General features: G+C 72.4%; 22 protein-coding genes. 14 read left to right on the plus strand and 8 right to left on the minus strand.

Annotated features, from left to right (window positions below; translation table 11 throughout):
- Positions 1 to 2 precede the first annotated feature (2 nt).
- The 3 genes from ACIP8Z_RS02375 to ACIP8Z_RS02385 all read left to right on the plus strand — a co-directional run bounded on the left by ACIP8Z_RS02375 (position 3) and on the right by ACIP8Z_RS02385 (position 2132).
- Complete coding sequence (locus tag ACIP8Z_RS02375) at positions 3 to 821, plus strand: hypothetical protein (protein ID WP_402077669.1); 819 nt, start codon at positions 3 to 5, stop codon at positions 819 to 821.
- The gene (locus tag ACIP8Z_RS02380; RefSeq protein ID WP_402077671.1) at positions 821 to 1804 is read left to right on the plus strand and encodes a serine/threonine-protein kinase; all 984 of its coding nucleotides are present in this window, start codon (positions 821 to 823) and stop codon (positions 1802 to 1804) included. Before ACIP8Z_RS02375 ends, ACIP8Z_RS02380 begins: the two co-directional genes overlap by 1 nt.
- A 166-nt stretch (positions 1805 to 1970) precedes the next feature.
- Entirely contained in the window at positions 1971 to 2132 is a 162-nt protein-coding gene (locus tag ACIP8Z_RS02385) for a hypothetical protein (protein WP_402077674.1), read from the plus strand.
- Here the strand turns inward: ACIP8Z_RS02385 and ACIP8Z_RS02390 are convergent.
- A complete protein-coding gene (locus ACIP8Z_RS02390) occupies positions 2116 to 4104 on the minus strand; it encodes a hypothetical protein (protein WP_402077676.1) in 1989 nt (662 codons plus the stop codon). The genes ACIP8Z_RS02385 and ACIP8Z_RS02390 overlap by 17 nt on opposite strands.
- Before the next feature lie 164 nt (positions 4105 to 4268).
- Positions 4269 to 5243 carry a helix-turn-helix transcriptional regulator gene (locus ACIP8Z_RS02395; RefSeq protein WP_402077678.1) on the minus strand — a complete coding sequence of 325 codons (975 nt, stop codon included), beginning with the start codon at positions 5241 to 5243 and terminating at the stop codon, positions 4269 to 4271.
- A gap of 156 nt (positions 5244 to 5399) precedes the next feature.
- Between ACIP8Z_RS02395 and ACIP8Z_RS02400 the strand changes: the two genes are divergently transcribed.
- Positions 5400 to 5795 carry a RidA family protein gene (locus ACIP8Z_RS02400; RefSeq protein WP_402077681.1) on the plus strand — a complete coding sequence of 132 codons (396 nt, stop codon included), beginning with the start codon at positions 5400 to 5402 and terminating at the stop codon, positions 5793 to 5795.
- Positions 5796 to 6011: 216 nt separating this feature from the next.
- Positions 6012 to 7160: a hypothetical protein gene (locus ACIP8Z_RS02405; protein WP_402077684.1), complete on the plus strand. Its 1149-nt coding sequence runs from the start codon at positions 6012 to 6014 to the stop codon at positions 7158 to 7160.
- 156 nt (positions 7161 to 7316) lie between these two features.
- On the opposite strand, the gene ACIP8Z_RS02410 is transcribed toward ACIP8Z_RS02405, so the two are convergent.
- Positions 7317 to 8678, minus strand: a complete 1362-nt coding sequence (locus ACIP8Z_RS02410) for a streptophobe family protein (protein WP_402077686.1) — start codon at positions 8676 to 8678, stop codon at positions 7317 to 7319.
- Positions 8679 to 8903: 225 nt separating this feature from the next.
- Between ACIP8Z_RS02410 and ACIP8Z_RS02415 the strand changes: the two genes are divergently transcribed.
- The 3 genes from ACIP8Z_RS02415 to ACIP8Z_RS02425 all read left to right on the plus strand — a co-directional run bounded on the left by ACIP8Z_RS02415 (position 8904) and on the right by ACIP8Z_RS02425 (position 12581).
- Positions 8904 to 10310 (plus strand): DUF6777 domain-containing protein, encoded by a 1407-nt coding sequence (locus tag ACIP8Z_RS02415; protein WP_402077689.1) that lies wholly within the window; start codon positions 8904 to 8906, stop codon positions 10308 to 10310.
- Between the two features lie 218 nt (positions 10311 to 10528).
- Positions 10529 to 11998, plus strand: a complete 1470-nt coding sequence (locus ACIP8Z_RS02420) for a PLP-dependent aminotransferase family protein (RefSeq protein WP_402077691.1) — start codon at positions 10529 to 10531, stop codon at positions 11996 to 11998.
- A gap of 79 nt (positions 11999 to 12077) precedes the next feature.
- Positions 12078 to 12581 (plus strand): FBP domain-containing protein, encoded by a 504-nt coding sequence (locus ACIP8Z_RS02425; protein WP_402077692.1) that lies wholly within the window; start codon positions 12078 to 12080, stop codon positions 12579 to 12581.
- 45 nt (positions 12582 to 12626) lie between these two features.
- On the opposite strand, the gene ACIP8Z_RS02430 is transcribed toward ACIP8Z_RS02425, so the two are convergent.
- Complete coding sequence (locus ACIP8Z_RS02430) at positions 12627 to 13835, minus strand: acyl-CoA dehydrogenase family protein (RefSeq protein WP_402077694.1); 1209 nt, start codon at positions 13833 to 13835, stop codon at positions 12627 to 12629.
- 136 nt (positions 13836 to 13971) lie between these two features.
- Between ACIP8Z_RS02430 and ACIP8Z_RS02435 the strand changes: the two genes are divergently transcribed.
- Both ACIP8Z_RS02435 and ACIP8Z_RS02440 read left to right on the plus strand, forming a co-directional pair.
- On the plus strand, positions 13972 to 15168 hold the full coding sequence (locus tag ACIP8Z_RS02435; protein WP_402077697.1) for a CaiB/BaiF CoA transferase family protein: 1197 nt from the start codon (positions 13972 to 13974) through the stop codon (positions 15166 to 15168).
- An 81-nt stretch (positions 15169 to 15249) separates the two neighbouring features.
- Positions 15250 to 15921 (plus strand): GntR family transcriptional regulator, encoded by a 672-nt coding sequence (locus ACIP8Z_RS02440; protein WP_402077700.1) that lies wholly within the window; start codon positions 15250 to 15252, stop codon positions 15919 to 15921.
- A 36-nt stretch (positions 15922 to 15957) separates the two neighbouring features.
- Here the strand turns inward: ACIP8Z_RS02440 and ACIP8Z_RS02445 are convergent, their stop codons facing one another.
- Positions 15958 to 16386, minus strand: coding sequence for a VOC family protein (locus ACIP8Z_RS02445; protein WP_402077702.1), 429 nt, complete (start codon positions 16384 to 16386; stop codon positions 15958 to 15960).
- Between the two features lie 39 nt (positions 16387 to 16425).
- Between ACIP8Z_RS02445 and ACIP8Z_RS02450 the strand changes: the two genes are divergently transcribed.
- The 3 genes from ACIP8Z_RS02450 (at position 16426) to ACIP8Z_RS02460 (ending at position 19845) form a co-directional block, all read left to right on the plus strand.
- The gene (locus ACIP8Z_RS02450) at positions 16426 to 17004 is read left to right on the plus strand and encodes an exonuclease domain-containing protein (protein ID WP_402077705.1); all 579 of its coding nucleotides are present in this window, start codon (positions 16426 to 16428) and stop codon (positions 17002 to 17004) included.
- A 49-nt stretch (positions 17005 to 17053) separates the two neighbouring features.
- Entirely contained in the window at positions 17054 to 17647 is a 594-nt protein-coding gene (locus ACIP8Z_RS02455; protein ID WP_402077708.1) for a TetR/AcrR family transcriptional regulator, read from the plus strand.
- A gap of 134 nt (positions 17648 to 17781) precedes the next feature.
- On the plus strand, positions 17782 to 19845 hold the full coding sequence (locus tag ACIP8Z_RS02460) for a discoidin domain-containing protein (RefSeq protein WP_402077711.1): 2064 nt from the start codon (positions 17782 to 17784) through the stop codon (positions 19843 to 19845).
- A gap of 61 nt (positions 19846 to 19906) precedes the next feature.
- Here ACIP8Z_RS02460 and ACIP8Z_RS02465 read toward each other — a convergent pair whose 3' ends face one another.
- Complete coding sequence (locus ACIP8Z_RS02465; RefSeq protein WP_402077714.1) at positions 19907 to 21196, minus strand: YncE family protein; 1290 nt, start codon at positions 21194 to 21196, stop codon at positions 19907 to 19909.
- Between the two features lie 246 nt (positions 21197 to 21442).
- Here ACIP8Z_RS02465 and ACIP8Z_RS02470 point away from each other — a divergent pair, with 246 nt between their 5' ends.
- Positions 21443 to 22084, plus strand: a complete 642-nt coding sequence (locus ACIP8Z_RS02470) for a CBS domain-containing protein (RefSeq protein WP_402077717.1) — start codon at positions 21443 to 21445, stop codon at positions 22082 to 22084.
- 166 nt (positions 22085 to 22250) lie between these two features.
- Here the strand turns inward: ACIP8Z_RS02470 and ACIP8Z_RS02475 are convergent, their stop codons facing one another.
- Entirely contained in the window at positions 22251 to 22550 is a 300-nt protein-coding gene (locus ACIP8Z_RS02475) for a DUF1876 domain-containing protein (RefSeq protein ID WP_402077720.1), read from the minus strand.
- A 154-nt stretch (positions 22551 to 22704) separates the two neighbouring features.
- A complete protein-coding gene (locus tag ACIP8Z_RS02480; RefSeq protein ID WP_402077721.1) occupies positions 22705 to 23532 on the minus strand; it encodes a maleylpyruvate isomerase family mycothiol-dependent enzyme in 828 nt (275 codons plus the stop codon).
- Positions 23533 to 23732: the final 200 nt, after the last annotated feature.

Raw genomic sequence — 23732 nt, forward strand, 5'->3', positions numbered from 1 at the left:
CCGTGAGCGTCCCCGTACCCGAGTACGTGCCGGACTTCCGGCCCACCCACGTCGTACCGCGCGACGGTCTCGACACCTGGGAGGGGCCGGATCCGGGGCTGCCCACGACGCCGCTCGACGCGTTCCTGCCGGTACGCCTGGAGGAGCGGGCCGGTGACTGGGGGCGGATCCTCTGCTCCAACGGCTGGACGGCCTGGGTCGACGCGCGGCTCCTCGTCACCGTCCCGGACGACCCGCCGGCGGCGGGGCAGCCGCTGACCAGGACCGCCGACCCGCGCCCGCTGATCGCCCGCGCCGAGGACGCGCTCGGCCGCTACCGGCGGGCGGCGGAGGCGCTGGGGGCGGGGCGCCTCGACGGCGAGAACTTCCGGCTGCGGACGCGTGGGCTGCGGGTGGGCATGGTCGTCGACGGCGAGTCGGTGTGGCTGTACGACGCGGAGCACGAGCGGTGGGTGTACTGCGACGGGGTGGGGCTGAGTACGTACGCGGAGTCGTCGGCGCCCTCGATCGCCTCCCCGGTGTACCCGGTCTCCCCCGCCGTCGACGCGGCGAGGCCCGAGGAAGCCGCGGCGTCCGACGGTGCCGACGGTCCCGAGCAGCCCGTCGCCGCGCCCCCCGACCACGAGCCGACCCAGGTGGTGCTGCGGGGCGCCCCGCCGCCCGCCGCCGACCCGCCGCCCGCCGCCGACCCGCCGCCGGCCGCCGGACCGCCACCGACCCAGGTCGTGCCGCAGCCGCAGGCGGACCCCGCCCCGGCCGCGGCGCCACCGCCCACCCAGATCGTGGAGCGCCCGCCGCCCCGAACGGCCGGTGACGAGTGATGGCCGGCGGGCCGCGCGACGAACCGGAGCTGCCGGCGGGCCGTCCCTCCGGCCTCCTCGGCAGGGAGATCGCGGGCTACCGGGTGGAGAGCGAGATCGGGCGCGGCGGGATGGCGGTCGTGTACCGGGCGCGGGATCTGCGGCTCGACCGGACGGTGGCTCTGAAACTGCTCGCCCCCGAGCTGGCCCGCAACGACACCTTCCGCAGGCGTTTCGCGCACGAGTCGCGGGTCGCCGCCTCCATCGACCACCCCCACATCGTGCCGGTCTTCGACGCGGGCGAGACGGAGGGGGTGCTGTACATCGCCATGCGGTACGTGGCGGGGCAGGACCTGGTGGCCCTGCTGGACCGCGAGGGGCCGCTGCCGCCGGGAAAGGCGGGGCGGATCGCCGTACAGGTGGCTTCGGCCCTGGACGCGGCGCACGCCCACGACCTGGTGCACCGGGATGTGAAGCCCGGCAACATCCTGGTCGCGGAGGGTACGGACCGGGACCATCCGGAGCACGTGTACCTCACGGACTTCGGCCTGACGAAGAAGTCGCTGTCGCTGACGGGGTTCACCACGGTGGGCGAGTTCGTGGGCACGCTGGACTATGTGGCGCCCGAGCAGATCTCGGGGAAACCGGTGGACGGCCGGTGCGACGTGTACAGCCTGGCGTGTGTGGTGTTCGAGACGCTGGTGGGAGCGCCGCCGTTCCGCCGTGACACCGACTGGGCGGTGCTGTGGGCGCAGCAGTACGACCCGCCGCCACCGCTCTCCGAAGCCCGGCCGGGGCTGCCGGAGTCGGCGGACGCGGTGTTCGCGAAGGCGCTGGCGAAGACGCCCGAGGAGCGGTACGGGACGTGCCTGGAGTTCGTGGCGGAGCTGCGGGCGGCGCTGACGACGGGCGGTGGCGGGCCGGTCGTGACGAAGGGCCGGGACCCGCTGACCCCGCCGCGGGACCCGCCCGCTTGGGCGAGGCCGGTGTTCCGGGACCGATAGGCCGTTCCGCCGCCGCACCACCCGCGTATCCGACCTGCTCCTGAGTACGCGGCTGAGTACACGCCTGAGTACACGAGCCCTTCGGCCCCGGAACCCGGGCGTGCGAAAGTGCGTCCCTACGGGCCGGAGGGCCCGGGAGTGGCCAGGGCGGGGAGAGGGGACGAACGTGGACCTGTTCGACGGAGAGCTGGGCGGCGGTCGGGACGAGCACCAGATGGACGTCGGGGGCGGCGGCTGTTCCTGGTTCTATGTGGTGCTCATCGGGCTCGCGATCCTTGTGTTCGTAACCGTGAACTGGTTCTTCGACTTCGTCAGAGGCCTCTTCTGACGTCGTCCGCCGGGACGCCGGCGCTCGCGCACCCGAGGGCTTCCTCGACCAGGCCGCGCAGTTCCTTGTCCTGGAGGATCCTGGAGTATCCCCATTCCACGGACAGGCGACGGTCCGACTGCCGCACCGTCAGCAGCGCTGTACGGATCGCCGGGCTGATCTCGCCCATGCGGATCAGAGCCCGGAGGGCGTGCCCGAAAAGCCAGAAGTGCTCGCCCCCGTCCGCGATCGGCAGGACGGACTCCTCCAGGACCCGCAGGGTCGGTTCGACCTGGCCGGTGATCTCCCAGAGGGTGAGCGCCGCGTCGAGCCGAGACCAGTGCACGCTGTTCTCCATCACAGCCCGCACCTTGTCCGCGTAGGGCGCCGCGTCGCGACCGAACTCGCCCAGGGCGCTGAGCAGTCCGAGCCCCTGCCCGCCCTCCGTCATGACCGCCTCTCCGAGAACACTCAGAGCACCCTGGCGGTCGTCGCCGATACGCGCGGCGGTCCAGGCCACCAGGGTGTGGCCGCTCGGATGGTCCAGGACCCGGCAGGTACGCAGCGCGGGTTCGGCCGAGGCGGCCACGGGCCCCATCGCCGCCAGCATCTTCAGCACCGTGACCGAGGTCCGGGTGTCCGGGAGCAGCGGGAGGAGTTCGGGCAGGGCGGCCGGCAGCGCATCCCCGCCCCAGGCCTCCAGCACGTGGAGGAAGATCCGGGCCGCACCGGCCTGGGCCCCGCCCTGCCGGATCGTCTCCAGCATCGCGGGCAGCAGGACGTCCGCGTGCGCGCGCAGCGGGATCAGTACCTCCGCGATCTCCGGGCGTCTCGGATCGCTGAGGACGCAGCCTCCGCCCCGCTCCTCCGCCTGCGCGCGGAGCTGCTCGATCAGACCCGGCAGGGCGCGCGGGTCATCGATCCGGGTCAGTGCCCACCGGGCGATCTCCCGGACCGCTCCGTCGAGGTGGCCGTCGGCCTCGTCGTCGTCGAGCAGTTCTGCGAGCCGGTCGGCGTAAGGGGCCGCCGGCGGGCCGAGCACCGCGAGGATGTTCGCCGCCCTCTGCCGGACGGCGACGTCCGGATCGGTCAGCAACCCACCCGCGAGCGGCAGCAGGGCTCCCTCCACGGAACCCCTCCGGGTGAGGAGCTGCCACGCCACGTCCAGGGCCTCCCTGCAGAGCGCGGTGTCCGTCGAGCGCCGGGCCGTCTCGATCAGCGTGACGACGAAGGCGAGTTCTGCTTCGGGATCGTGCTCGAAGAGCGCGGCCGCCGACCACACCAGTGCCTCGCGGGTCCAGGGGCCGTCGGCGTTCGGGGTGTACCAGACCTCTTCGAACCGCGGTCTCAGGGCGAGGTCGGAGAGCACCTCGATCAGTCTGTCCATGTGCCGGAGCGGCAGGTCGCGGTCGAGTTCCGCCGAGGCGTGCACGGCCGCGACCCACAGGACGGGGTCGTCGGTGTCCAGCGTGTGGGCCAGCACCGCTCGTACCTCGTCGGCCTGCTCCCCGGCCCGTCCGGCGGCGGCCTCCGAGGCGAGGGCGAGCAGCAGCGGCAGCCGTACCGCCGGGTCCGTCTCCACCCGCCATCGCGCCAGGAGCCTCTCGGTTCCGACGGCCAGCGCCATCCCCGCCCGCCGTATCGCCGGCTCCGGATCCGCGAGCAGGGCCCACGCCCCTGACCAGTCCTCGCCGTTCAGGCCGGGCGCCCGCATCGCCGCCAGCACGTCGACGAGTTCACAGCGCGCCTTCACCCGCACGACGGGGTCGGCGGCGAGGGCGATGACGAACGGCAGGGCCACCGCCGCCGCGGACGGCGGCTCGCACCCGTCCCTCGCGACGAGCGAGTGGAGCGGGTAGGTGTCCTCTTCCGTGGCCGCCGCGCCTGTCGTGACGAGGAGACGAAGCGCCCGCCGGACGTCCTCGACCGGCTCCGTCGGACTTCCCGTCTCAAGGCCGTCCCACACCACCGCGTCGAGCGCTTTCAGCAACATCCCCGTCCCCACCGCCTCGTTCACCCCCGCATCGTCCTGCCGGGCCACCGGCACACCCCTGATTGTCCGACATCGGCGCGGCACCAGCGGCGGCGCTCTTCGGGCACGTCCCGAGGATCCGGGGCCCGGCCGGAGGTGCGCTGTCCTGATCGGCGTCCCCGGCCTCAGGCCGACGCTCCTCCGTAGCGGGCGGCCAGGGCGGTGGCGCGGTCACGCAGTGCGGTGCGCAGGGACTGCGGCGCCAGGGCTTCCGCGTCCATGCCGAGCTGCCACAAGGCCCATTCGGCATGCCATGCGTCCTGGTAGGTCAGCTCCAGTCGCAGCCGGCCGTCCGCGTCCGGTTCTTCGGCGCGCACGGCCACCGCGGTGTCCAGCAGGTCCTCACGGCGCGCCGGGTTCACCCGTACGAGCACGGTGAGGTGGCCGTCGCTGAGGAACCGCGCGGAGCGTTCGCGCCAGATCCGGTCCAGGTCGACCCGGTGGGGCCGCTCGGCCGTCTCGGCGAGTTCCTCGGCGGCCAGCACCCGTGACAGCCGGTACGTGCGGTCCGCGCCGGCTCGCGTGGCCAGCAGGTAGCCCCGGTCGCGCACCGTGACCAGGCCGATCGGGTCCACCGTGCGCCACTCCGGTTCCTGGCCCGTGGCCGCGTAGTGGATGCGCAGTTTGTGTCCGGCGAGCACCGCGCGCCGGACCTCGATCATCGTGGTGCCGGGCACCTCGTCGGCGGCCGTCCTCCGTGAGAGCAGGTCCGCCTCCGGCTCGACGAGAAAGCGCTGGACGGCGTCGCTCGCGGCGGCCCGGTTGTTCTCGGGCAGCGCGTCGAGGACCTTCCGCATGGCCGAGGCCCTCGCCGAGCCGAGCCCGAACGCCCGCTCCCCGCGCCCCGATCCGGCGGTCAGCAGGGCGAGGGCCTCGTCGTGGTTCAGCCCGGTGAGTTCCGTCCTGAATCCGGGCAACAGGGCGAAGCCGCCGTGCCGGCCGCGCTCGGCGTAGACGGGGACACCGGCCGCGGAGAGCGCCTCGATGTCGCGCAGCACGGTACGGGTGGACACCCCCAGCTCACGGGCCAGTGTGTCCGCGGTCAGACGACCGCGCTGACGCAGCAGGAGCACCAGGGAAACCAGCCGGTCGGCGCGCATGCGAGAACGCTAACGGAATACATGACCAAGGGTGTCGTGATTCGTTGGGAGGCTCGTCGACACGACATCGGAGCAGGCGGCCGCCACGGCGATGGACGTACGTACTCCCCATGCGTCCGGCATGGGTCGAACGAATCGAATGGAGCTGATGTGGCGATGGAGCGAACCGCGGTCAACCCGGTGACGTGGTCGGTGGAGATGGGGTTCAACCAGGGTGAGCTCGTCTCCGGGCACACACGGACCCTGTACGTCTCCGGCCAGACCGCGATGAGCGACGAGGGCAAGCCCCTGCACGAGGGCGACATGGCGGGGCAGTTGGCGCTGAGCGTCGACAACGTCGAGGCCGTACTCGCCGAGGCCGGCATGTCCCTCGCGAACCTCGTGCGGCTCAACGTCTACACGACCGACGTCGACCTGCTCTTCCAGCACTACGGCGCGCTGGCGGGCCGGTTGGGCGCCGCCGGGGTGGCACCGGCCACCACGATGCTCGGGGTGACGCGCCTGGCGATCCCCGGCCAGCTGGTCGAACTCGAGGGAACCGCCGTCGCGTGACGTGACCGTGGAGCCTCCGCTGCTCGTGCCGGCCGGCCGCCACGAGCAGCGGGCCGGGCGCGCGGCGGAGGTCGGAGAGCTCAGCCGCGACCCCGGGCGGAAGCAGCGGCGAGCCGGGCGATGACGTCGTCGGCGTGGAGTTCACGACCGCGTCGGGGCCCCTCGCCCGGAGTGACGCAGGCAACAGCGAGAACGGCACAACCCTTCAGCGCGGTCATGGGTCTCCTGATCGATCACGCCGGTGATCGCACCCACGAGGAGACCATCATCACCGCCATACGCAAGACCCTCACCGCCACGGCAGTCGTCGGCGCCGTCCTGGCGGGTTCGGCCGCCTGCGGCACGGTGGAGCAGCTTTCCGCCGGGAAGAAGCTGGACCAGGCCTTCGAGAAGCTGGGCAAGGAGAAGTCGATCTCCTTCGAGCTGGACCTGGACGTCGACGCGCAGACCCTCAAGCTGATGGACGCCGAGTCGGACCCCGCGCCCGGCGAGGAGATTCCCGACGAGGCCGCCGAGCTGCTCAGCGGCGCGAAGATCAGCGTCACGGTGGAGTCGAAGAAGGCGATCGACGAGTCCGAGGAGAAGGACTTCGTCGGCATGGCCATGAAGGTCAGCACCTCGGGCGGTGACCTCCTCGACTACCGTGTCGTCGGCGACTACACGTATGTCCGGTCCGACATCAAGGCCCTCGGCAAGGCGATGGCCATGCCGCCCCTGCCGCCCGCCGACCAGCTGCCTCCGGAGGCGAAGGGCCTCAAGAAGGTGCTCGACGGCGAGTGGGTCAAGTTCGACACCGAGAAGATGAAGAAGGCCGGCGAGGACATGGCCAAGGAGATGGGCGAGGCGCCCGTGGCCACGCCGTCGCCGGAGGCCTCTCTGGACCCCAAGACCCAGAAGAAGCTCGTGGAGTCCCTCCGCGAGGTCATCGCCCGTGAGGTCGACTTCAAGACCGCCGGCGGCCAGGACGGCACCGAACACATCACCGCGACCGCCCCGCTCCGCACCCTGATCACGGAACTGATCGGTGAGCTCCGTCCGCTCGCCGAGGACCTGCCGCCCGGCATGGACCTGCCGTCGGACGAGGACCTCAAGGACACCCCCGACACCAAGGTCTCGGCGGACTTCACGCTCAAGAACGGCGAGCTGACCGAGGTGTACGTCGACCTCGCCAAGCTGGCCGAGAACGCGAAGGTCAAGAAGTTCGGTCTGGTGCTGAAGATGAGCGGCGGCACCGAGCCGGTGGCCCCGGCCGGTGCCACCGAGATGAACCTGGAGGAGCTCATGGGCGGCTTCTTCGGCGCCATGATGGCGGACGAGGGCCTCGACGAGGGCCTCGAAGAGGGTGCCGAAGAGGGCACCCTCTAGGCGCACCAGGCGCACAGCGCGGCGCCCGGTCCCGTGCACGGGGGAGGCACGGGACCGGGCTCTTCCTTACGGTACTGGCCGCGAGCCCTTCCGCGTAGGTCTGGGGCCGATCGCGCTCGCCTCGATCGGCCGCGGCGTCGGCGCGCTCGGCCCGTTCTACTTCTGGGGCCGTGACGGTGGAGGCTCGGCCTCGGTCCCCGTCTCGCCCTTGCGGCGGACGCGGGTGGCGAGCAGGCCGCCGAGGAAGCCGAAGAACAGGCCCCACAGGAGGGCGAAGCCGACCGTCTTCCAGATGTGGGGGCGGAGGATCACCTCGCCGCCCAGGGAATCCAGTTCGCCGATCCCGAGGACCGAGAGGCCGAGCCGGGCCTCCACCAGGGTCAGGGGGGCCGCGACCAGCATCGCCAGCGCGAAGGCGATTCCCAGGTGCAGGGCGTGCTGCCAGAGCTTGATCCTCGCCGGGGAGCGGACCGCCGCCACGAAGGCCGCCGCGAGGACCAGGACGGCCGCCACGGGGAGCAGCCACCACGCCCGGGCGTCCTCCGCCGCGAGCGAGCTCAGGTCGATCGTCGAGAGGTCCGTACTGTCGCCCGTGCCGCCGCCCTGGCGCAGCACGGCGTCGAGGATCTGTGGCATCGGCAGACCGAACGGGCCGTCGACCGTGCCCTCCCAGGAGCCTCCGACGCCCACGCCGAGGGCCAGCCAGGTGATGTTCGGCAGGCCGAGCAGGAGGACGGCGAGGGTCTCCGCCGCGTGGCCCTTGGTCGCCGCGACCACCACTCCGATGACCAGGCCCACGACCACGTACGCGAGGAGCAGCAGGAGCATCGCGTACGCCGCCGGCCGTACGGGTTCGTGGTAGCGGACGAACCGGGGCGGCAGCGGGGTCCTGCGGGAGACGAGCAGCGCGACGACGAGCACGCCGAGGATCCACAGGAGCCCGTAGAAGAGGGTCGGCCCGAGGTCGGTGCGGAAGCCGACGGTGGGGTTCACGGCGTCGAGCAGCTCGCCGAAGATGTCCATCAGGTCGCCCTGCTCCTCCCCGCCGCCGAGGGTGAGGGGGAAGTCGTGGCGGGCGGCGGCGGAGACTCCCGCCAGGGCCACCAGCCAGAGGACGACCGTGCTCACGACGCGGAGCAGGAGCTCGCGCGAGCTGGTCACGGCGTGGTGCCGCAAGGGCCGCAGGAAGCAGTGGCCGGTGACCAGTGCGCCCACCAGAGTGACGGTCAGCGGCATGGCGGTCAGTTCGGCCTGGGTTCCGGCGAGGGCCCCGGCGTCGCCGGAGAGGTCGACCTTGCCGCCCGAGGCCATGACGACGACGGCGGCCAGGACGGCGGTGAAGCCGCCGGGGAGGTCGGCCGCGCCCGCCGCCCAGAGGCCGAGGCCCGCGACGACGCCCATCGCGACGTACCCGGCGACCACCGCGACCAGGGACTGCAGGCCGACGCGGGCGAGAAGCCCGGTGGTGGTCGCGGCGGGCCGCGTGGAGGTGGGGAGCCGACTGCTCACCCTGCCCACGCTAGTACCGGTGCCGGCCGGCCGCTTGTGGACGGGACCGCACGGGTACGGGCGACACCGGCCGGCCGCTCGGCCCCGCCCGGGCGCGGGCGGGGCCGAGCCGTGGACGGGCCGAGCCGTGGACGGGGCCGCTCCATGCCGGGCTCTGCCACTCGGGGTTCTCCGCTTGCGGGCCCCCACCGTTCGGCGCACACAATGGGCCCGGAACGGAAGAAAGGGAAAAACGTGACTTCCCACCCGCCGTCCGGCCCTCCGTCGGTTCCTCCCGCAGGTCCCCCCTCGGGCCCCCTCTCGGGCCCGGGCACACGCCCAGGATCCGCCGGACCCCCACCGCCGCCCCCCGGACCGCCCCACAGCGGTGCGGGCGGCGGTGCGGGCGGCGGCGGTTCTTCCGGCGGAGGCGGTTCAGGCAGCTCAGGTGGTTCCGGCGGTCCTGGTGGCCCCGGTGGCGCCGGTGGCGCCGGCGGTTCCGGTGACGGCCCTCCGGGCGCCGGCGGGAACCGCGGTCCGGGCAAGCGCCCCTGGTGGCGTTCCGTCCCGAAGGTCGCCTCCATCACGGCCGTCGTGGTCGCGGCCGCCGCCCTGGCCGTGGTGCTCACCAACAGCCCCGACGACAAGAACGACACGGCGGGTTCCGGCGGAGGCGAGGTGTTCCTCCAGAACGCGGCCGCGTCCGGCCCCGACCCGTTCACCAAGTCGACGGCCCGTAACGACACGGCCTCCGCCTCACCCGCCTCGCTGCCTCCCCGCACCGCCTCGGCCACCCCCGAGGTGTCGGGCTCGACACCCGGCCTCTACGGCGGGACGCAGTCGGTGGCCAGCTGCGACGTGGAACAGCAGGTCCGCTACCTCTCCAGCGAGCCCGCGAAGAACACCGCCTTCGCCACCACCCTGGGCATCCAGGCGAACCAGGTGCCCGGCTACCTGCGCTCCCTGACCCCCCTTCAGCTCCGGGCCGACACCCGCGTGACGAACCACGGCTACAAGAACGGCGCCGCCACCACGTACCAGGCGGTCCTCCAGGCCGGAACGGCCGTCCTCGTCGACAACCGCGGGGTGCCCAGGGTCCGCTGCGCCTGCGGCAACCCGCTGACCCCGCCGGTGGCACAGAAGTCGCCGAAGACGACGGGCACACCGTGGCAGGGCTACAACTCCAGCCAGGTGGTCGTGGTGGCGCCGTCGGTGACGGTCGTGAACGTCTTCGTGGTGTACGACCCGCAGGCCGACAGCTGGTTCGCGCGGCAGCACGGGGACCACGGCAAGAACGACAGGCCGACCCCGCCGCCTTCCCCGCCGCCCACCAAGTCCCCGTCGACCTCGGCGTCTCCGTCCACCTCGACGTCGACCTCGACGTCCCCGCCCGTCTCCCCGTCGACGCCGGTGCCGTGCGTGACGGTGACGGGCGACGAGACCCCGACGCCGAGCAACGGCGTGACACCGTCGCCGTGCCCGTCGACGCTCACCCCCTCGGAGTCGACGTCCTCGCCGCCGACATCGCCGCCGGACACGTCCCCGTCCACCGAGGCGCCCCCGTCCGACACCACACCCTCGGACGACACGACCTCGCAGGACAACACGTCACCGTCGGACGCCACGTCGGGTCCCGAGTCCGCGCCGGTCACCGAGAGCTAGACGGATCGGACCGGCGAGGTTCCGCAGCCGCGTCCCGATCCGCAGGGGGCGGGCCGCCCGCTCCTCCGCGCGCCGCTGCCACATCCGCTCGTCACGTTCGGTGAAGTGTCCGGACATCGGTCGTCCCCTTTCCCCGGTGGAAGGTGACCACCAGGCCACTGAAAGGGAGTCTGTAACCTTATTGGCCCGGGCAGCAGAGCCAATGAGGAGTGATTGGCATGGCAGTGGCACGCGTGGTCCATACAGCGGACCGGACCCTCACGGGCCGTCAGCTGGCGTCGCTCCTCACCCCGCCCCCGGAGGGCCGATTCGGCTACCGGGAGCTCGCGCGGGCCGTGCGGGAGGCCCTGCTCGACGGGCGGGTGGCCCTGCGGCTGCGGCTGCCGGCCGAGCGGGAGCTCGCCGCGGTGCTCGCCGTGAGCCGGACGACCGTCACGGGGGCGTACGACCTGCTCCGGGAGAGCGGGTACGCGCACAGCCGTCGGGGCGCGGGCACCTGGACCGCGCTCCCGGAGGGCCAGGCCCCGACCGCGCTCGGCGCCTTCCACGACGCCACCGGCGCGACAATCGACCTCGCACTGGCGTCGCCCGAGGCCCCCGCCGAGGAACTCTCCGCCGCGCTCGCCTCGGCCGCCGCCGAGCTCCCCCGGTACGCCGGCACACAGGGCTACCACCCGTACGGGCTGCCCGCGCTGCGCGCCGCCGTCGCCGCGCGCTACACGGCGCGTGGCCTGCCGACGCTCCCGGAGCAGATCCTCGTCACCACGGGGGCGCAGCAGGCCGTCTCCCTGGTCCTGGCGCTGCTCGGACGTTCCGGTGACCGGGTGCTCGCCGAGAACCCCTCGTACACCAACGCCCTCGACGCGATGCGGGGCCGCATGCTCCGCATCACCCCGGTGCCGGTCACCGAGAGCGGCTGGGACACTGGGCTCGTCGATGCCGCGCTCCGGCAGACCGCGCCGCGCCTCGCCTATCTGATCCCCGACTTCCACAACCCGACCGGGCGTCTGATGCCGCAGGAGCAGCGACGTGACCTGTCGCGGTCGGCGCGGGCGACCGGGACCTGGCTGGTCGTGGACGAGACGCTGACGGACATCGCGCTCGACGTGCCCGCGCCGCCGCCGTTCGCGGCGGCGGCCGCGGGCGGTGACAGCGAGCAGATCGTCTCCGTGGGCTCGCTGAGCAAGAGCTGCTGGGGCGGTCTCCGGGTCGGCTGGGTGCGGGCCTCGTCCCGGGTCGTGACCGAACTCGCCCGGGTACGGATCACCGCCGACCTGTCCGGTTCCGTGCTGGACCAGCTGGTGGCCGTCGCCCTCATCGACCGGCTCGACGTGATCCTGCCGAAGCGCCTGGCGGAGCTGCGGCTGCGCCGGGAGGCGCTGACCTCGGCCCTGGCCCGCCATGTGCCCGAGTGGCGGTGGACGGTGCCGCCCGGCGGGATGTGCCTGTGGATCGACCTGGGCCGACCGGGCGCCTCGGCCCTCGCGGCCCGCGGTCTGCGGCACGGGGTACGGGTGGAGGGCGGCGCCCGGTTCGGTGTGGATCCCGGCACGCACGAGCACCGGCTGCGCCTTCCCTTCACCCTGCCCGAGGACGTGTACGAACCGGCGGCGGAGCGGCTCGCGGCGGCCCTGGACGGGGCGCCGGGGCGCTTCACCGACCCGGCGCTGCCGGACTGGGTGGCCTGAGAGGCCCGCGCCGCGGCGGCCTGTCCCGCGGCGGCTTATTCGGATGCTCTCCGAACGGGATCCATGTACGGTCCACCGAGTGGAACCATTGACCGACAAACAGATCCGCTCGTCCTTCGTGAACTGCACCAAGGGCGAGGCGGCACGGCTCAAGCTGCCGCTCGACTTCGCCGAACTCCCGTGGGAGGACCTGGACTTCCTCGGCTGGGTCGACCCCGGTGCGCCGCTCCGCGCCCACCTGGTGGTCCCCCGCGCGGACGGCCCGGTCGGCGTGAGCCTGCGGGTTCCGGCCGCCGGGCGGACCAGCGCCATGAGGTCGAGCATGTGCCAGGTGTGCTTCACCGGGCACGCCTCCTCGGGCGTCACGCTGCTCGTGGCGCCGCTGGCCGGGCCCCGGGGCCGCGAGGGGAACACCGTCGGGATCTACCTCTGCGCCGACCTCGCCTGCTCCCTGTACGTGCGGGGCAAGCGGCAGCCGAAGCTGCGCGGCCGGCGCCAGGAGGAGTCCCTCACGGTCGACGAGCAGGTCGCCCGCCTGACGGGCAACCTGGACGCCTTCGTCGACCGGGTGACGTCGGGCTGAGCCGACGTCAGCCGAGCCCGCGTCGGGCAGGCCTTCCGGCGCGGCTCAGCGGAAGGCCTGTTCGCCGGTGAGCGCCTTGCCGATGACCAGGGAGTGGACCTCGCTCGTGCCCTCGTAGGTGAGCACCGACTCCAGGTTGTTGGCGTGGCGCAGCACCGGGTACTCCAGGGTGATGCCGTTGGCGCCCAGGATGGTGCGGCACTCGCGGGCGATGGCGATGGCCTCGCGGACGTTGTTCAGCTTGCCCACGCTGACCTGCTCGGGGGTGAGCGCGCCCGCGTCCTTGAGCCGCCCGAGGTGGAGGGCGAGCAGCATGCCCTTGCCGAGTTCGACGGACATGTCGGCGAGCTTCTGCTGCGTCAGCTGGTACGAGGCGAGGGAGCGGGCGAAGACGGTCCGGTCGCGGGCGTACGAGATCGCCGTCTCCAGGCAGTCGCGGGCGGCGCCGAGGGCGCCGAAGACGATGCCGAAGCGGGCCTCGTTGAGGCAGCCGAGCGGGCCGGACAGGCCCCGGGCGTCGGGCAGCATGGCGTCGGCCGGGAGGCGGACGTCCTCCAGGACCAGTTCGCTGGTGACGCTCGCGCGCAGCGACAGCTTCATCTTGATCTCCGGGGCACTGAACCCGGGGGTGCCGGCCGGCACGAGGAAGCCGCGTACGCCGTCCTCGGTACGGGCCCAGACGACGGCGACATCGGCCACCGAGCCGTTGGTGATCCACATCTTGGTGCCGTTGAGGATCCAGTCGGAGCCGTCGCGCTTGGCGTTGGTCCGCATGGCGCCGGGGTCGGAGCCGGCGTCGGGCTCGGTGAGGCCGAAGCAGCCGATGTACTCCCCCGCCGCCATCTTCGGCAGCCACCGCCGCTTCTGCTCCTCGGAGCCGTACTTCCAGATGGCGTACATGGCGAGCGAGCCCTGCACGGAGACGAGCGAGCGCAGTCCGGAGTCGACCGCCTCCAGCTCCAGACAGGCGAGGCCGTACGCGACGGCGTTGGTGCCCGCACAGCCGTAGCCCTCCAGGTGCATGCCGAGCACGCCGATGCCGCCGAGGGTGCGGGCGAGTTCGCGGGCGGGGATCTCGCCCTTCTCGAACCAGCCGGCGACGTGCGGGCGCAGCTCGCGGTCGGCGACGGCGCGCACGGTCCGGCGGATCTCGCGCTCCTCGTCGGTCAGCAGTCCGTCGATGGCGAGCAGGTCGAAGGGGTGGACGGGGGCGGAGCTGGACTGCGACGGCGATGGCGACTGCGACGACTTCACGGACGGCCTCCTGGCGGCTGTGGCAACTCGGCGAGGCGAAGCGTAGCCGCAGATCGGATATTGGATCCAGTATTGAAAATCCCATACCCCGGCCGTACGGTCCGATCAGATCCGATCGCCAGTGAGGGAGAGCGGAATGCGCGCAGACCAGCCGGGCGCACCGGGACCGACGGCGGCCGGCGCCCTGTCCGGGATCGTCGTCGCCGACTTCGGCCGGGTCCTCGCGGGGCCGTACATGACGATGCTCCTCGCCGACCTGGGCGCGGACGTGATCAAGATCGAGCGGCCGGGGTCCGGCGACGACACGCGCGCGTGGGGGCCGCCGTTCGCCGGCGGCGAGGCCACCTATTTCCTCGGGGTGAACCGCAACAAGCGCTCGGTCGCGCTCGACCTCACCGATCCCGACGACCTGGCGACGGCCCGCGCGATCGTGGAGCGCGCGGACGTCCTGGTGGAGAACTTCCGCCCCGGCACGATGGAGAAGCTGGGCCTCGGGTACGAGGACGTGCGGGCGGCCAACCCCGGTCTCGTCTACTGCTCGGTGACCGGCTTCGGCACCGACGAGGGCGCCCGGCTGCCCGGCTACGACCTGCTCGTCCAGGCCATGGGCGGTCTCATGAGTGTGACGGGCGAACCGGACGGACAGGGGACGAAGGCGGGGGTCGCCCTGGTCGACGTCATCACCGGGCTGCACGCGGGCATGGGCGTGCTCGCCGCCCTCCGCCACCGCGAGCGGACCGGAGAGGGCCAGCGGGTCGAGGTCTCGCTGCTCTCCTCCCTCCTGTCGGCGCTCACCAACCAGGCGGCCGCCCACCTCGGGGCGGGGGTCGTGCCGCGCGCGATGGGCAACCGGCACCCGAGCATCGCTCCGTACGAGGTGTTCGAGGCGCGGGACCGGCCGCTGGTCCTGGCCGTGGGCAACGACCGGCAGTTCCGGGTCCTCTGCGAGCGGCTCGGCCTGCCCGGGCTCGCCGAGGATCCGCGGTTCGCGACCAACACGGCCCGGGTCGCCCACCGGGACGAGCTGGTGGCGGCGCTCGCCGGGCCGCTGGGGACCCGTACCGCCGACGGCTGGTTCGATGAGCTCACCGCGGCCGGGGTGCCGTGCGGGCCGATCAACGATCTGGCCGCCGCGTTCGACCTCGCCGACCGGCTGGGGCTCGCGCCGCGCGTCCCGGAGTCCGCCGCCGGTCCCGGTCAGGTGGCCCATCCGGTCCGGCTCGGCGCGACCCCGCCCACCTACCGCGTCGCTCCCCCACGCCTCGGCGAGCACACGGAGGGCGTACGGGCCTCCTTGGGGCGGGCCGAGGAGGGCGCCGCGGGAGATCCGTGACCGCGCGCGCGTAGGAAGATGGTCGGCACCGGTGGAGAGATCGTCCGGTGGGCAGCACGAGGGATCGGAAGGTCACAGGCGATGAGCAGCGCGGTGCAGAAGCGGCGGCCGCAGACCGCCCAGCAGTTCGTTCTCGGGGAACTGCGGCGCGCCATCACCAGCGGGGAGCTGAGGCCCGGCGGGCAGATCCGTCAGGACGCACTCGCGGCCCGGTTCGAGGTGAGCCGGGTTCCGCTGCGCGAGGCCCTGAAGGCCCTGGAGGCCGAGGGTCTGGTCGTCCATCACATCCACCGGGGCTACTTCGTCGCGGAGCTCTCGCTCGCCGATCTGGAGGAGATCTACCGGATCCGTGAGCTCCTGGAGACGGAGGCCGTACGGAGGGCCGTGCGGCGGCTGCCGGATGGCATCGTGGCCACGCTGGAGCGTATCCAGCGCGAGGTGGAGCAGGCGGCCGACGAGGGCGACGTGCCGGCGATGGCCACGGCGAACCGGCTTTTCCACTTCACGCTCATCGAGGCGTCGGGGATGCCGCGTCTGGTCCGCCTGATCGCGACCCTGTGGGACTCCACCGACGCGTACCGCTCGCTCTACTACACCGAGGACCCGCACCGGAAGCAGGCCGTCCGCGAGCACCGCGCCGTCATCTCCGCGCTGCGGCACGGCGACGAGGACGCCACCGTCCGCTGGCTGGACGAGCACCGGGCGCACGCGGTGGCGGCCTTGCGCGAGGTCCTGGGCCTGGAGCGGGACTGAGTCACCCGCAGCGGTGCTCGCCGGCGGGGAGCACGGTCAGTCGAGGCAGAACTCGTTGCCCTCGATGTCCCGCATCCCGATGCAGGCGTCGTGCCCGTCGTACAGCAGGCGCTCGCGCACCGCGCCGAGCGCGAGCAGTCGTGTGCACTCGGCCTCCAGGGCGGCCAGGCGCTCCTCGCCCACGAGCCCGGTGGCGATCCGCACGTCGAGGTGCACCCGGTTCTTGACGACCTTGCCCTCGGGAACGCGCTGGAAGTACAGCCGCGGACCCACGCCCGAGGGATCGACGCACGCGAACCACGCCCCCCGCTCCTCGGCCGGCCGCGAGCGGTCGTACTCCTCCCAGGTGGCGAACCCCTTGGGCGGCGGCGGTACGACGTACCCCAGCACCTCGCACCAGAAGCGGGCGACGTGCTCCGGATCCGCGCAGTCGAAGGTGACGTGGAACTCCCTGATCGACGACATCGGCGCACCCTAGCAGGGGCACCGACTAGGCTTCTCGCCATGTATCACGGGGGATTGGTCAATGTCGTCGACGTCGAGGCGACCTGCTGGGAGGGCGAGCGTCCGCCCGGCGCCGTCAGCGAGATCATCGAGATCGGGTTGACGGTGGTCGATCCGGGTGCGGGCGAGCGGGTCTCCCGGCACCGGATCCTGGTGCGGCCGGCCCGGTCGAAGGTCAGCGCGTTCTGCACCGAACTGACCGGACTCACCCAGGCGGAGGTCGACACCGGCCTGGACTTCGCCGCCGCCTGCCGGCTGCTCGCGACCACGTACGAGGCGGGTCTGCGGCCCTGGGCCAGCTGGGGCGACTACGACCGCAAGCAGTTCACCCACCAGTGCCGGGTCACCGGCACCCCGTATCCCTTCGGGAGCGACCACACCAACGCGAAGGCCGTGTTCACCGAGGCGTACGGCCTGCGCAAGCGTCCGGGCATGGCGCGTGCCCTGGAGGTCGCGGGGCTGCCCCTTGAGGGGCGTCATCACCGGGGCGAGGACGACGCCTGGAACATCGCGGCGCTGGTGCTGCGGCTCGCGGAGCGGGGCGCGTGGCCGCCGGCCGGCGCGGTGGACGTTCCGTAGGCGCCTCGGGGACCTGCGGTTACCCTGGCGCCGGACGCGAGGAGGAACCATGGGGCGGATGCCGTCGGCCGAACGACGCAGACAGCTGGTCGACGCGGCGATCAGGGCGATGACCAGGGACGGGGTCGCCCGGACGACCACCCGGTCGATCTGCGCCGAGGCGGGTGTCTCGCTGAGCGTCTTCCACTACTGCTTCGAGTCCAAGCAGGCCCTCCTCGAAGCCGCGATCGAGACGATCAACAGCAACTACGTGGCGCGCGTGATGTCGGCGGTCGAGCCGGGCGCCACCCTGCGCGAGACCGTACGGGGCGCGCTCCAGTCGTACTGGGACCACGTCACGGCCCGCCCCGGCGAGCACATGCTGACGTACGACCTCACCCAGTACGCCCTGCGGGAGCCGGGGTTCGAGCATCTGGCACGGGCCCAGTACGAGCAGTACGTGGTGTCGGCCGCCTCGCTCGTCGAGCAGGTACGCGTGATGCGGGGCATCGAACCGCGGGTGCCGGTGGAGACGATCGCCCGGTACCTCGCGGCGGCGATCGACGGTCTCACCCTCCAGTTCCTGGTCGTCGGGGACGAGAAGACGGCGGCGACCCTGCTGGATCTGACGGCCGATCAACTCGTGCTGCTCATCGACGGATAGGGGCCCGCGCCTCGGCCCGGGGAAGCCTCATGACCATCAGCAGGTCATCTGTCCCGGACTATTGACTCACTCCTCCAACACCGCGATCCTCGGGGCGCCCGGTACTCCCCCACCGTCCGGAGGCATCGCTGACCATGACTCGACCCATTTCGCGCAGGACCGGCGGCAGATCCGCCCTCCTCGCGCTGTTCCTCGCCCTGGCCGCCGTCCTCTTCGGCTCCGGTCCCGTCCCCGCTGCCGCCGCCGGCGGTGCGTGGTGGGAGCCCACCTCCCGGCCCGCGGCCGACTCGCAGATCAACGTCACGGGCACGCCGTTCACGGGAACGGACGCGCAGGGGAAGGTGCGCGGCTTCGTCGACGCGCACAACCACCTGATGTCCAACGAGGGGTTCGGCGGCCGGCTCATCTGCGGCCAGACGTTCTCCACGGCGGGCGCCGCCGAGGCGCTCAAGGACTGTCCCGAGCACTATCCCGACGGCTCGGGCGCGCTGTTCGAGAACATCACCGGCGGGGCCGACGGCCACCACGACCCGGTCGGCTGGCCCACGTTCAAGGACTGGCCCGCCCACAACTCCCTCACGCACCAGCAGAACTACTACGCGTGGGTGGAGCGCGCCTGGCGCGGCGGGCAGCGCGTGCTCGTCAACGACCTGGTGACGAACGGCCTCATCTGCTCGATCCTGCCCCGTGACCGGAGCTGCGACGAGATGACGTCGATCCGCCTCCAGGCCCGTAAGACGTACGAACTCCAGGACTACGTCGACGGGATGTACGGCGGGCCCGGCAAGGGCTGGTTCCGGATCGTGACGTCCGCGGCGCAGGCGCGCTCGGTGATCGAGCAGGGCAAGCTCGCGGTCGTCCTGGGCGTCGAGACCTCGGAGCCGTTCGGCTGCAAGCAGATCCTCGATGTCGCGCAGTGCAGCAAGGAGGACATCGACCGCGGTCTCGACGAGCTGTACGGGCTCGGGGTCCGCAGCATGTTCCTCTGCCACAAGTTCGACAACGCGCTGTGCGGTGTCCGCTTCGACTCGGGCGCCATCGGTACGGCGGTCAACATCGGCCAGTTCCTGTCGACGGGCACCTTCTGGGCGACGGAGAAGTGCGCGGGTCCGCAGCACGACAACCCGATCGGGCTCGCGGCCGCCCCGGTGATGGCGTCCAAGCTGCCGCCGGGCGTGAGCACCCCCTCGTACGCCTCCGACGCGAAATGCAACACGCGTGGTCTGACCCGGCTCGGTGAGCACGCCCTGCGAGGCATGATCGACCGCGGCATGATGCTGGAGCTGGACCACATGAGCGTCAAGGCCGCCGGGCGGGCGCTCGACATCCTGGAGTCCGAGGAGTACCCGGGCGTCCTGTCCAGCCACAGCTGGATGGACCTGGACTGGACGGAGCGCCTGTACAAGCTGGGCGGTTTCGTGGCCCAGTACATGCACGGCGCGGAGGGCTTCGTCGGCGAGGCCGGCCAGAAGGCCGCGCTGCGCGCGAAGTACAAGGTCGGCCTCGGCTACGGCACCGACATGAACGGCGTCGGCGGCTGGCCGGCCCCGGTGGGCAGCGGGGCGCCGAACGCGGTGAAGTACCCCTTCCGCAGCTTCGACGGCGGCTCGGTGATCGACCGTCAGGTGACGGGCGAGCGGACCTGGGACCTCAACACCGACGGCGCGGCGCACAACGGCCTGGTGCCGGACTGGGTCGAGCAGATCCGGCTCAGCGGCGGCCAGGGCGTCGTGAACGAGCTGGCGGCCGGCGCGGAGTCGTACCTGACCACGTGGAAGGCGACCGAGAACCACGAGCCGGGGGTCAACCTCGCGAAGGGCGCGCCGGGTTCGGCGAGCTCCTCGGAGTGGAACCCGTTCGTCAGCTACGCGCCGGGCCGCGCCCTCGACGGCGACACCGGTTCGCGCTGGGCCAGCGACTGGTCCGACGACCAGTGGATGGGTGTGGACCTCGGGGCCGTCCGCAGGGTGGGCAGGGTCACCCTGGACTGGGAGCGGGCGTACGCGCGCCAGTACCGGATCGACGTGTCGGAGAACGGCACGGACTGGCGGACGGTGTGGTCCACGGACGCCGGTGACGGCGGGTACGACACGGCGGAGTTCCCGTCGACGTCGGCCCGTTACGTACGGATCCACGGCGAGCGGCGGGCGACCCAGTGGGGCTACTCGCTCTACGAGGTCGCGGTGCACAGGGCCTGAGCGCGAAACGGCCGGGGCCGGCCGGATCGCCTCGCGATCCGGCCGACCCCGCTGTCGGCCCTCAACTCCCGCTGGACATACCCCAGTCGGCCGGGATACGGGCGAGCCGCACGCGCTGCGGGTGGTCGCCGACGTCCACGGAGGCCACGCGTCGGCCGGTGGCGAAGTCGATCGCGGTGACGCGGTCGGCGCCGCTCTCGGAGATGACGCAGGACCGTCCGTCGCCGCTCACGGTCGCCCAGTACGGCTTCGACGCCTCGACGAGCGGGCCCTCCTGGAGGGTGGCCCGGTCGACCACGGTGGCGTAGTCGTCCATCGTTCCCGCGACGCAGAGCTTGCTGCCGTCGGGGCTCATCGAAAGGCCGTGGTGGCGCGAGTCGTTGACCCAGGCGGTGCGGTCCGGGTCGGTCTTCGGGTTGCCCGGGAGGACCTTGGCCCGGGTGATGCGGTCGGTGGTGACGTCGTACTCCAGGAGGCCGTTGTAGAACGAGACCTGGAGGTAGAGCTTCTTCTCGTCCGGGGTGAAGGCGATGGGCCGGACGGCGTCGGAGAGGTCACCGCGGCCGAAGGCGTCGAGCCGTTCGCGCATGTCGATGACGCGGACGGTCTTGAGCGTGGCGGCGTCGACCACGGTGATACGGCGGTCGCCCTTGGTCCAGTCGAGCCAGGGGGCGTCGAGGGCGGTGGTGACCTCGCCGATGGACATGTTCCACAGGAGTCCGTCGGAGGTGAAGACGTTCTCGTGGGGCTTGTCGCCCGTCTTGAAGGAGCCGATCTCGCGGCCGGTGCCGATGTCGAGGACGTGCACGGTGTTGGCGGTGGAGGCGGAGACCGCGACCCGGGTGCCGTCGGGCGAGACGGCCATGTGGTCGGCCCGGTAACCGGCCACGGGGAAGCGCCAGTTGACCCGCCCGGTACGCAGGTCGAGGGAGACGACATCGGCGAAGCTCGGCCGGGAGACGACCATGGAGGAGCCGTCGGGGGTCGCGTACATGTCGTCGACGAACTGGTCGTGTCCCTCCCCCGGGCCGCTGCGGACCCCGAGGAAGAACGCGAGCTTGATGGGGTTCAGATAGATCTCGCGGAGGCGCTCCTCCTTGTCGGGGATGACGTTCACGCGGCCGATGCGGTGGAAGTCGCCCTGGGCGGCGATGACGTCGGCCGTTCCGTCCCAGTTGTTGCCGACGAACATCGCCTCGCGGAGCGCGGCGATGTTCGTCGGCGCCTCGGCGGTGGCCGCTCCGGGGACGGCCGAACCGGTGCCGCCGGCCGTGGCGACGAGGGCGACGGCCACCGCGAGGGCGGCGGCGAGACGTCGGGGGCGGGTGGACGACGTGCGGAGAGAGGGCATGCGGGGGTCCTTCTTCCGGCTCGAAGGGCTGACGTGAGCGGTGACGTGAGCTGCGGCTTGAGCGGTGACTTGAGCGGTGATTCGAGCTGCGGCTTGCGCGGAGGTTCGAGGCGTGACGCCTGGCGTGACTTACCCGAAGTAACCATGTACATGACAAGCCCCGCAAGTCCCTGTGGCCTCCTTGTCCCGCTCCGGCGCCCGGTAGGAGATCATGGACTCCGGAACCCAGAAGGGACGGAACGGACGATGAGGCACCGCAGTGTCGCCGACCTGATGACGCCGACCGCGGTGGCGGTACAGCCAGGGACGTCGTTCAAGGAGATCGCGCGGCTCCTCGACGAGTACGGCATCACCGCCGTCCCGGTGGTCGACGACGAGAACCGGCCCGTGGGCGTGGTCTCCGAGGCCGACCTCCTGCGGCGGCACACCGCGAAGGACGGGCCGAGCACCGCGGAGGCCATGATGTCGAGCCCCGTCGTGACGGCCAGGCCCTCCTGGACGGCCGTCGAGGCGGCCCGCCTCATGGAACGGCACCGGGTGAAGCGACTGCCGGTGGTGGACGCGGAGGGGAAGCTCATCGGGGTGCTGAGCCGGAGCGACCTGCTCCAGCTGTTCCTGCGCAGGGACCGCTCGATCCAGGAGGAGATCCGCGAGGACGTGGTCGTCCGCATCCTGCGCCTCTCGCCCTCCGCCGTCCACATCGACGTCGACGAGGGCCGGGTGACGCTGAGCGGCACGCTGGACCGCGCGGGGATGGGCCCGATCCTCGTCCGGCTGTGCGAGACGGTGGACGGGGTGGTGGAGGTCGAGGACCGGCTGACGTACGAGGACGCGGCGGATAGGGCGGACGAGCGGAACGTCGAGGGCGCGGAGGACGGCGCGGCGTAGGCGCAGGTCGGGCGGCCGGCACCACGTGAGGCTGAGGGGTGTTCAGGGCGCAACCGCCCCCTGACCCGGCGCCTCGCTCACGTGCCGCCGCGTCCTCTGCCCGCGGACGTCCGCGGGCAGGACGTCCGCGGGCAGGATGTCCGCGGGCAGGATGTCCGCGGGCCGGTCAGGAGACCGCCTCCGGCCAGCCGTAGCCGGGTCCGGTGTGCTGGGGTACGGTCCCGGCGCCCACCGCCTCCATCTCCCGGTTGGCCTCACGCATGAGCTTGCCGGCCAGGTCCTTCATCGCCCGGCTCGCCGCGAGCTCGTCACCGATCGCCGGAACGTCGACGTCCGACGGGTTGCAGCGGGCTGAGCCGTGACCCGTGAGGGTCGAGTTGCCGGTCAGGAGCCGGGCCTCGGCCTTCGTCCTGCCGTCGTCCTCGACCAGCTCCACGCCGACCTTCCACTCCAGGGTGCGGGTCATGATCTGCCTCCTCGCACAGCCGGCCTCGCGCGACCGAGGCGCGGCCCCTTCCGATACCTCCAGGATCCATCGGCGCGTGCCGGACGGCACGCCGCACGCGGGCGGCGCTCACGGAGCCGTGACGGTCCCGCACGCTCGGTGGCCGACCCCTGGTCTACGGGGCACGGAAGAGGCGCGGGAAACGCGGGGCCAGCCAGGGCTTGCGGCCCCAGCCGAGGGCCTTGCCACGGGCGATCACGGGCCAGGGGTCCATCCGGCCCAGGCCGAGGAGGAGGAAGGCGACCGGCTCGGTCAGGATGGTGCAGTCCGGGCGGGCCGGCGGCTCGTGGGAGGTCTCGACGGCGCCGTCCGTGACGAGGACGCCGAAGCTCGGGCCGCTCCGGAGCCGTACCGCGAATCGGGCCGTCAGGCCTGCGACGGCGGCGGGGTCGGTGACCCTGGGCATCGCCTCGATCATGAACGGCAGGGTGAGGTCGACCCGGCGCGCGTCCAGCATGTGGGGGCGGCCGACCGCGAGGGCCAGATCGTAGCCATGGCCGAGCATGTGGGTCAGCAGGTACGAGCCGAGGACGGCCGGGCGCATGGCGCCGAGCGGGGCGGAGAGGAGCTCCTCCGGATCCCGCTCCTCCACGGACGCGAGGAAGGCCTCGGCCTGGGCGGTGATCATCTCGGCGAGGGGACCGGGCGCCCGCTCCTCGAATCCCGCGAGCGCGCGTTCGTTGGCGGCGGCGAGGCTCCCGGGAGTGCCGTCGCCGTAGGGGCGCTCGTGTCCGGCGGCGAGGTCGGCCATCAGGGCATTGGCCTGCGCCAGGTGGGCGGCCGCCTCCCCGAGGGTCCAGGCGGACCGGGGTACGGGCAGTCCGGCGCCGTCCCCGCCGGGCGCGGCGCGCAGCACCGCGGCGATGTCCTCGGCCGTCCCGCGTATCGCCTCCGCGAGCCCCTCGGGCAGTACCCCGACCGCACCCACTCGTCCCACTGTCACTGCCCACCCCTCCCGACCCGGTGGCCGCACGTGGCGCACCGGTTGGTCACGGACCGTACCAGCGAGTAGGTCCATCGGCACCGGTCACGTCAGCCGTGCGTCAAGGTTGGCCATGGTCGTATCAGCGCCTCGTCAAGGGGGAGGGCGGTCCGGTGCGGCTGGTGTCCTAGCGTCCGGGCCTGGAGCAACCCTTCGTTCCT

Source organism: Streptomyces sp. NPDC088553, from assembly GCF_044752965.1.
Lineage (GTDB): Bacteria > Actinomycetota > Actinomycetes > Streptomycetales > Streptomycetaceae > Streptomyces.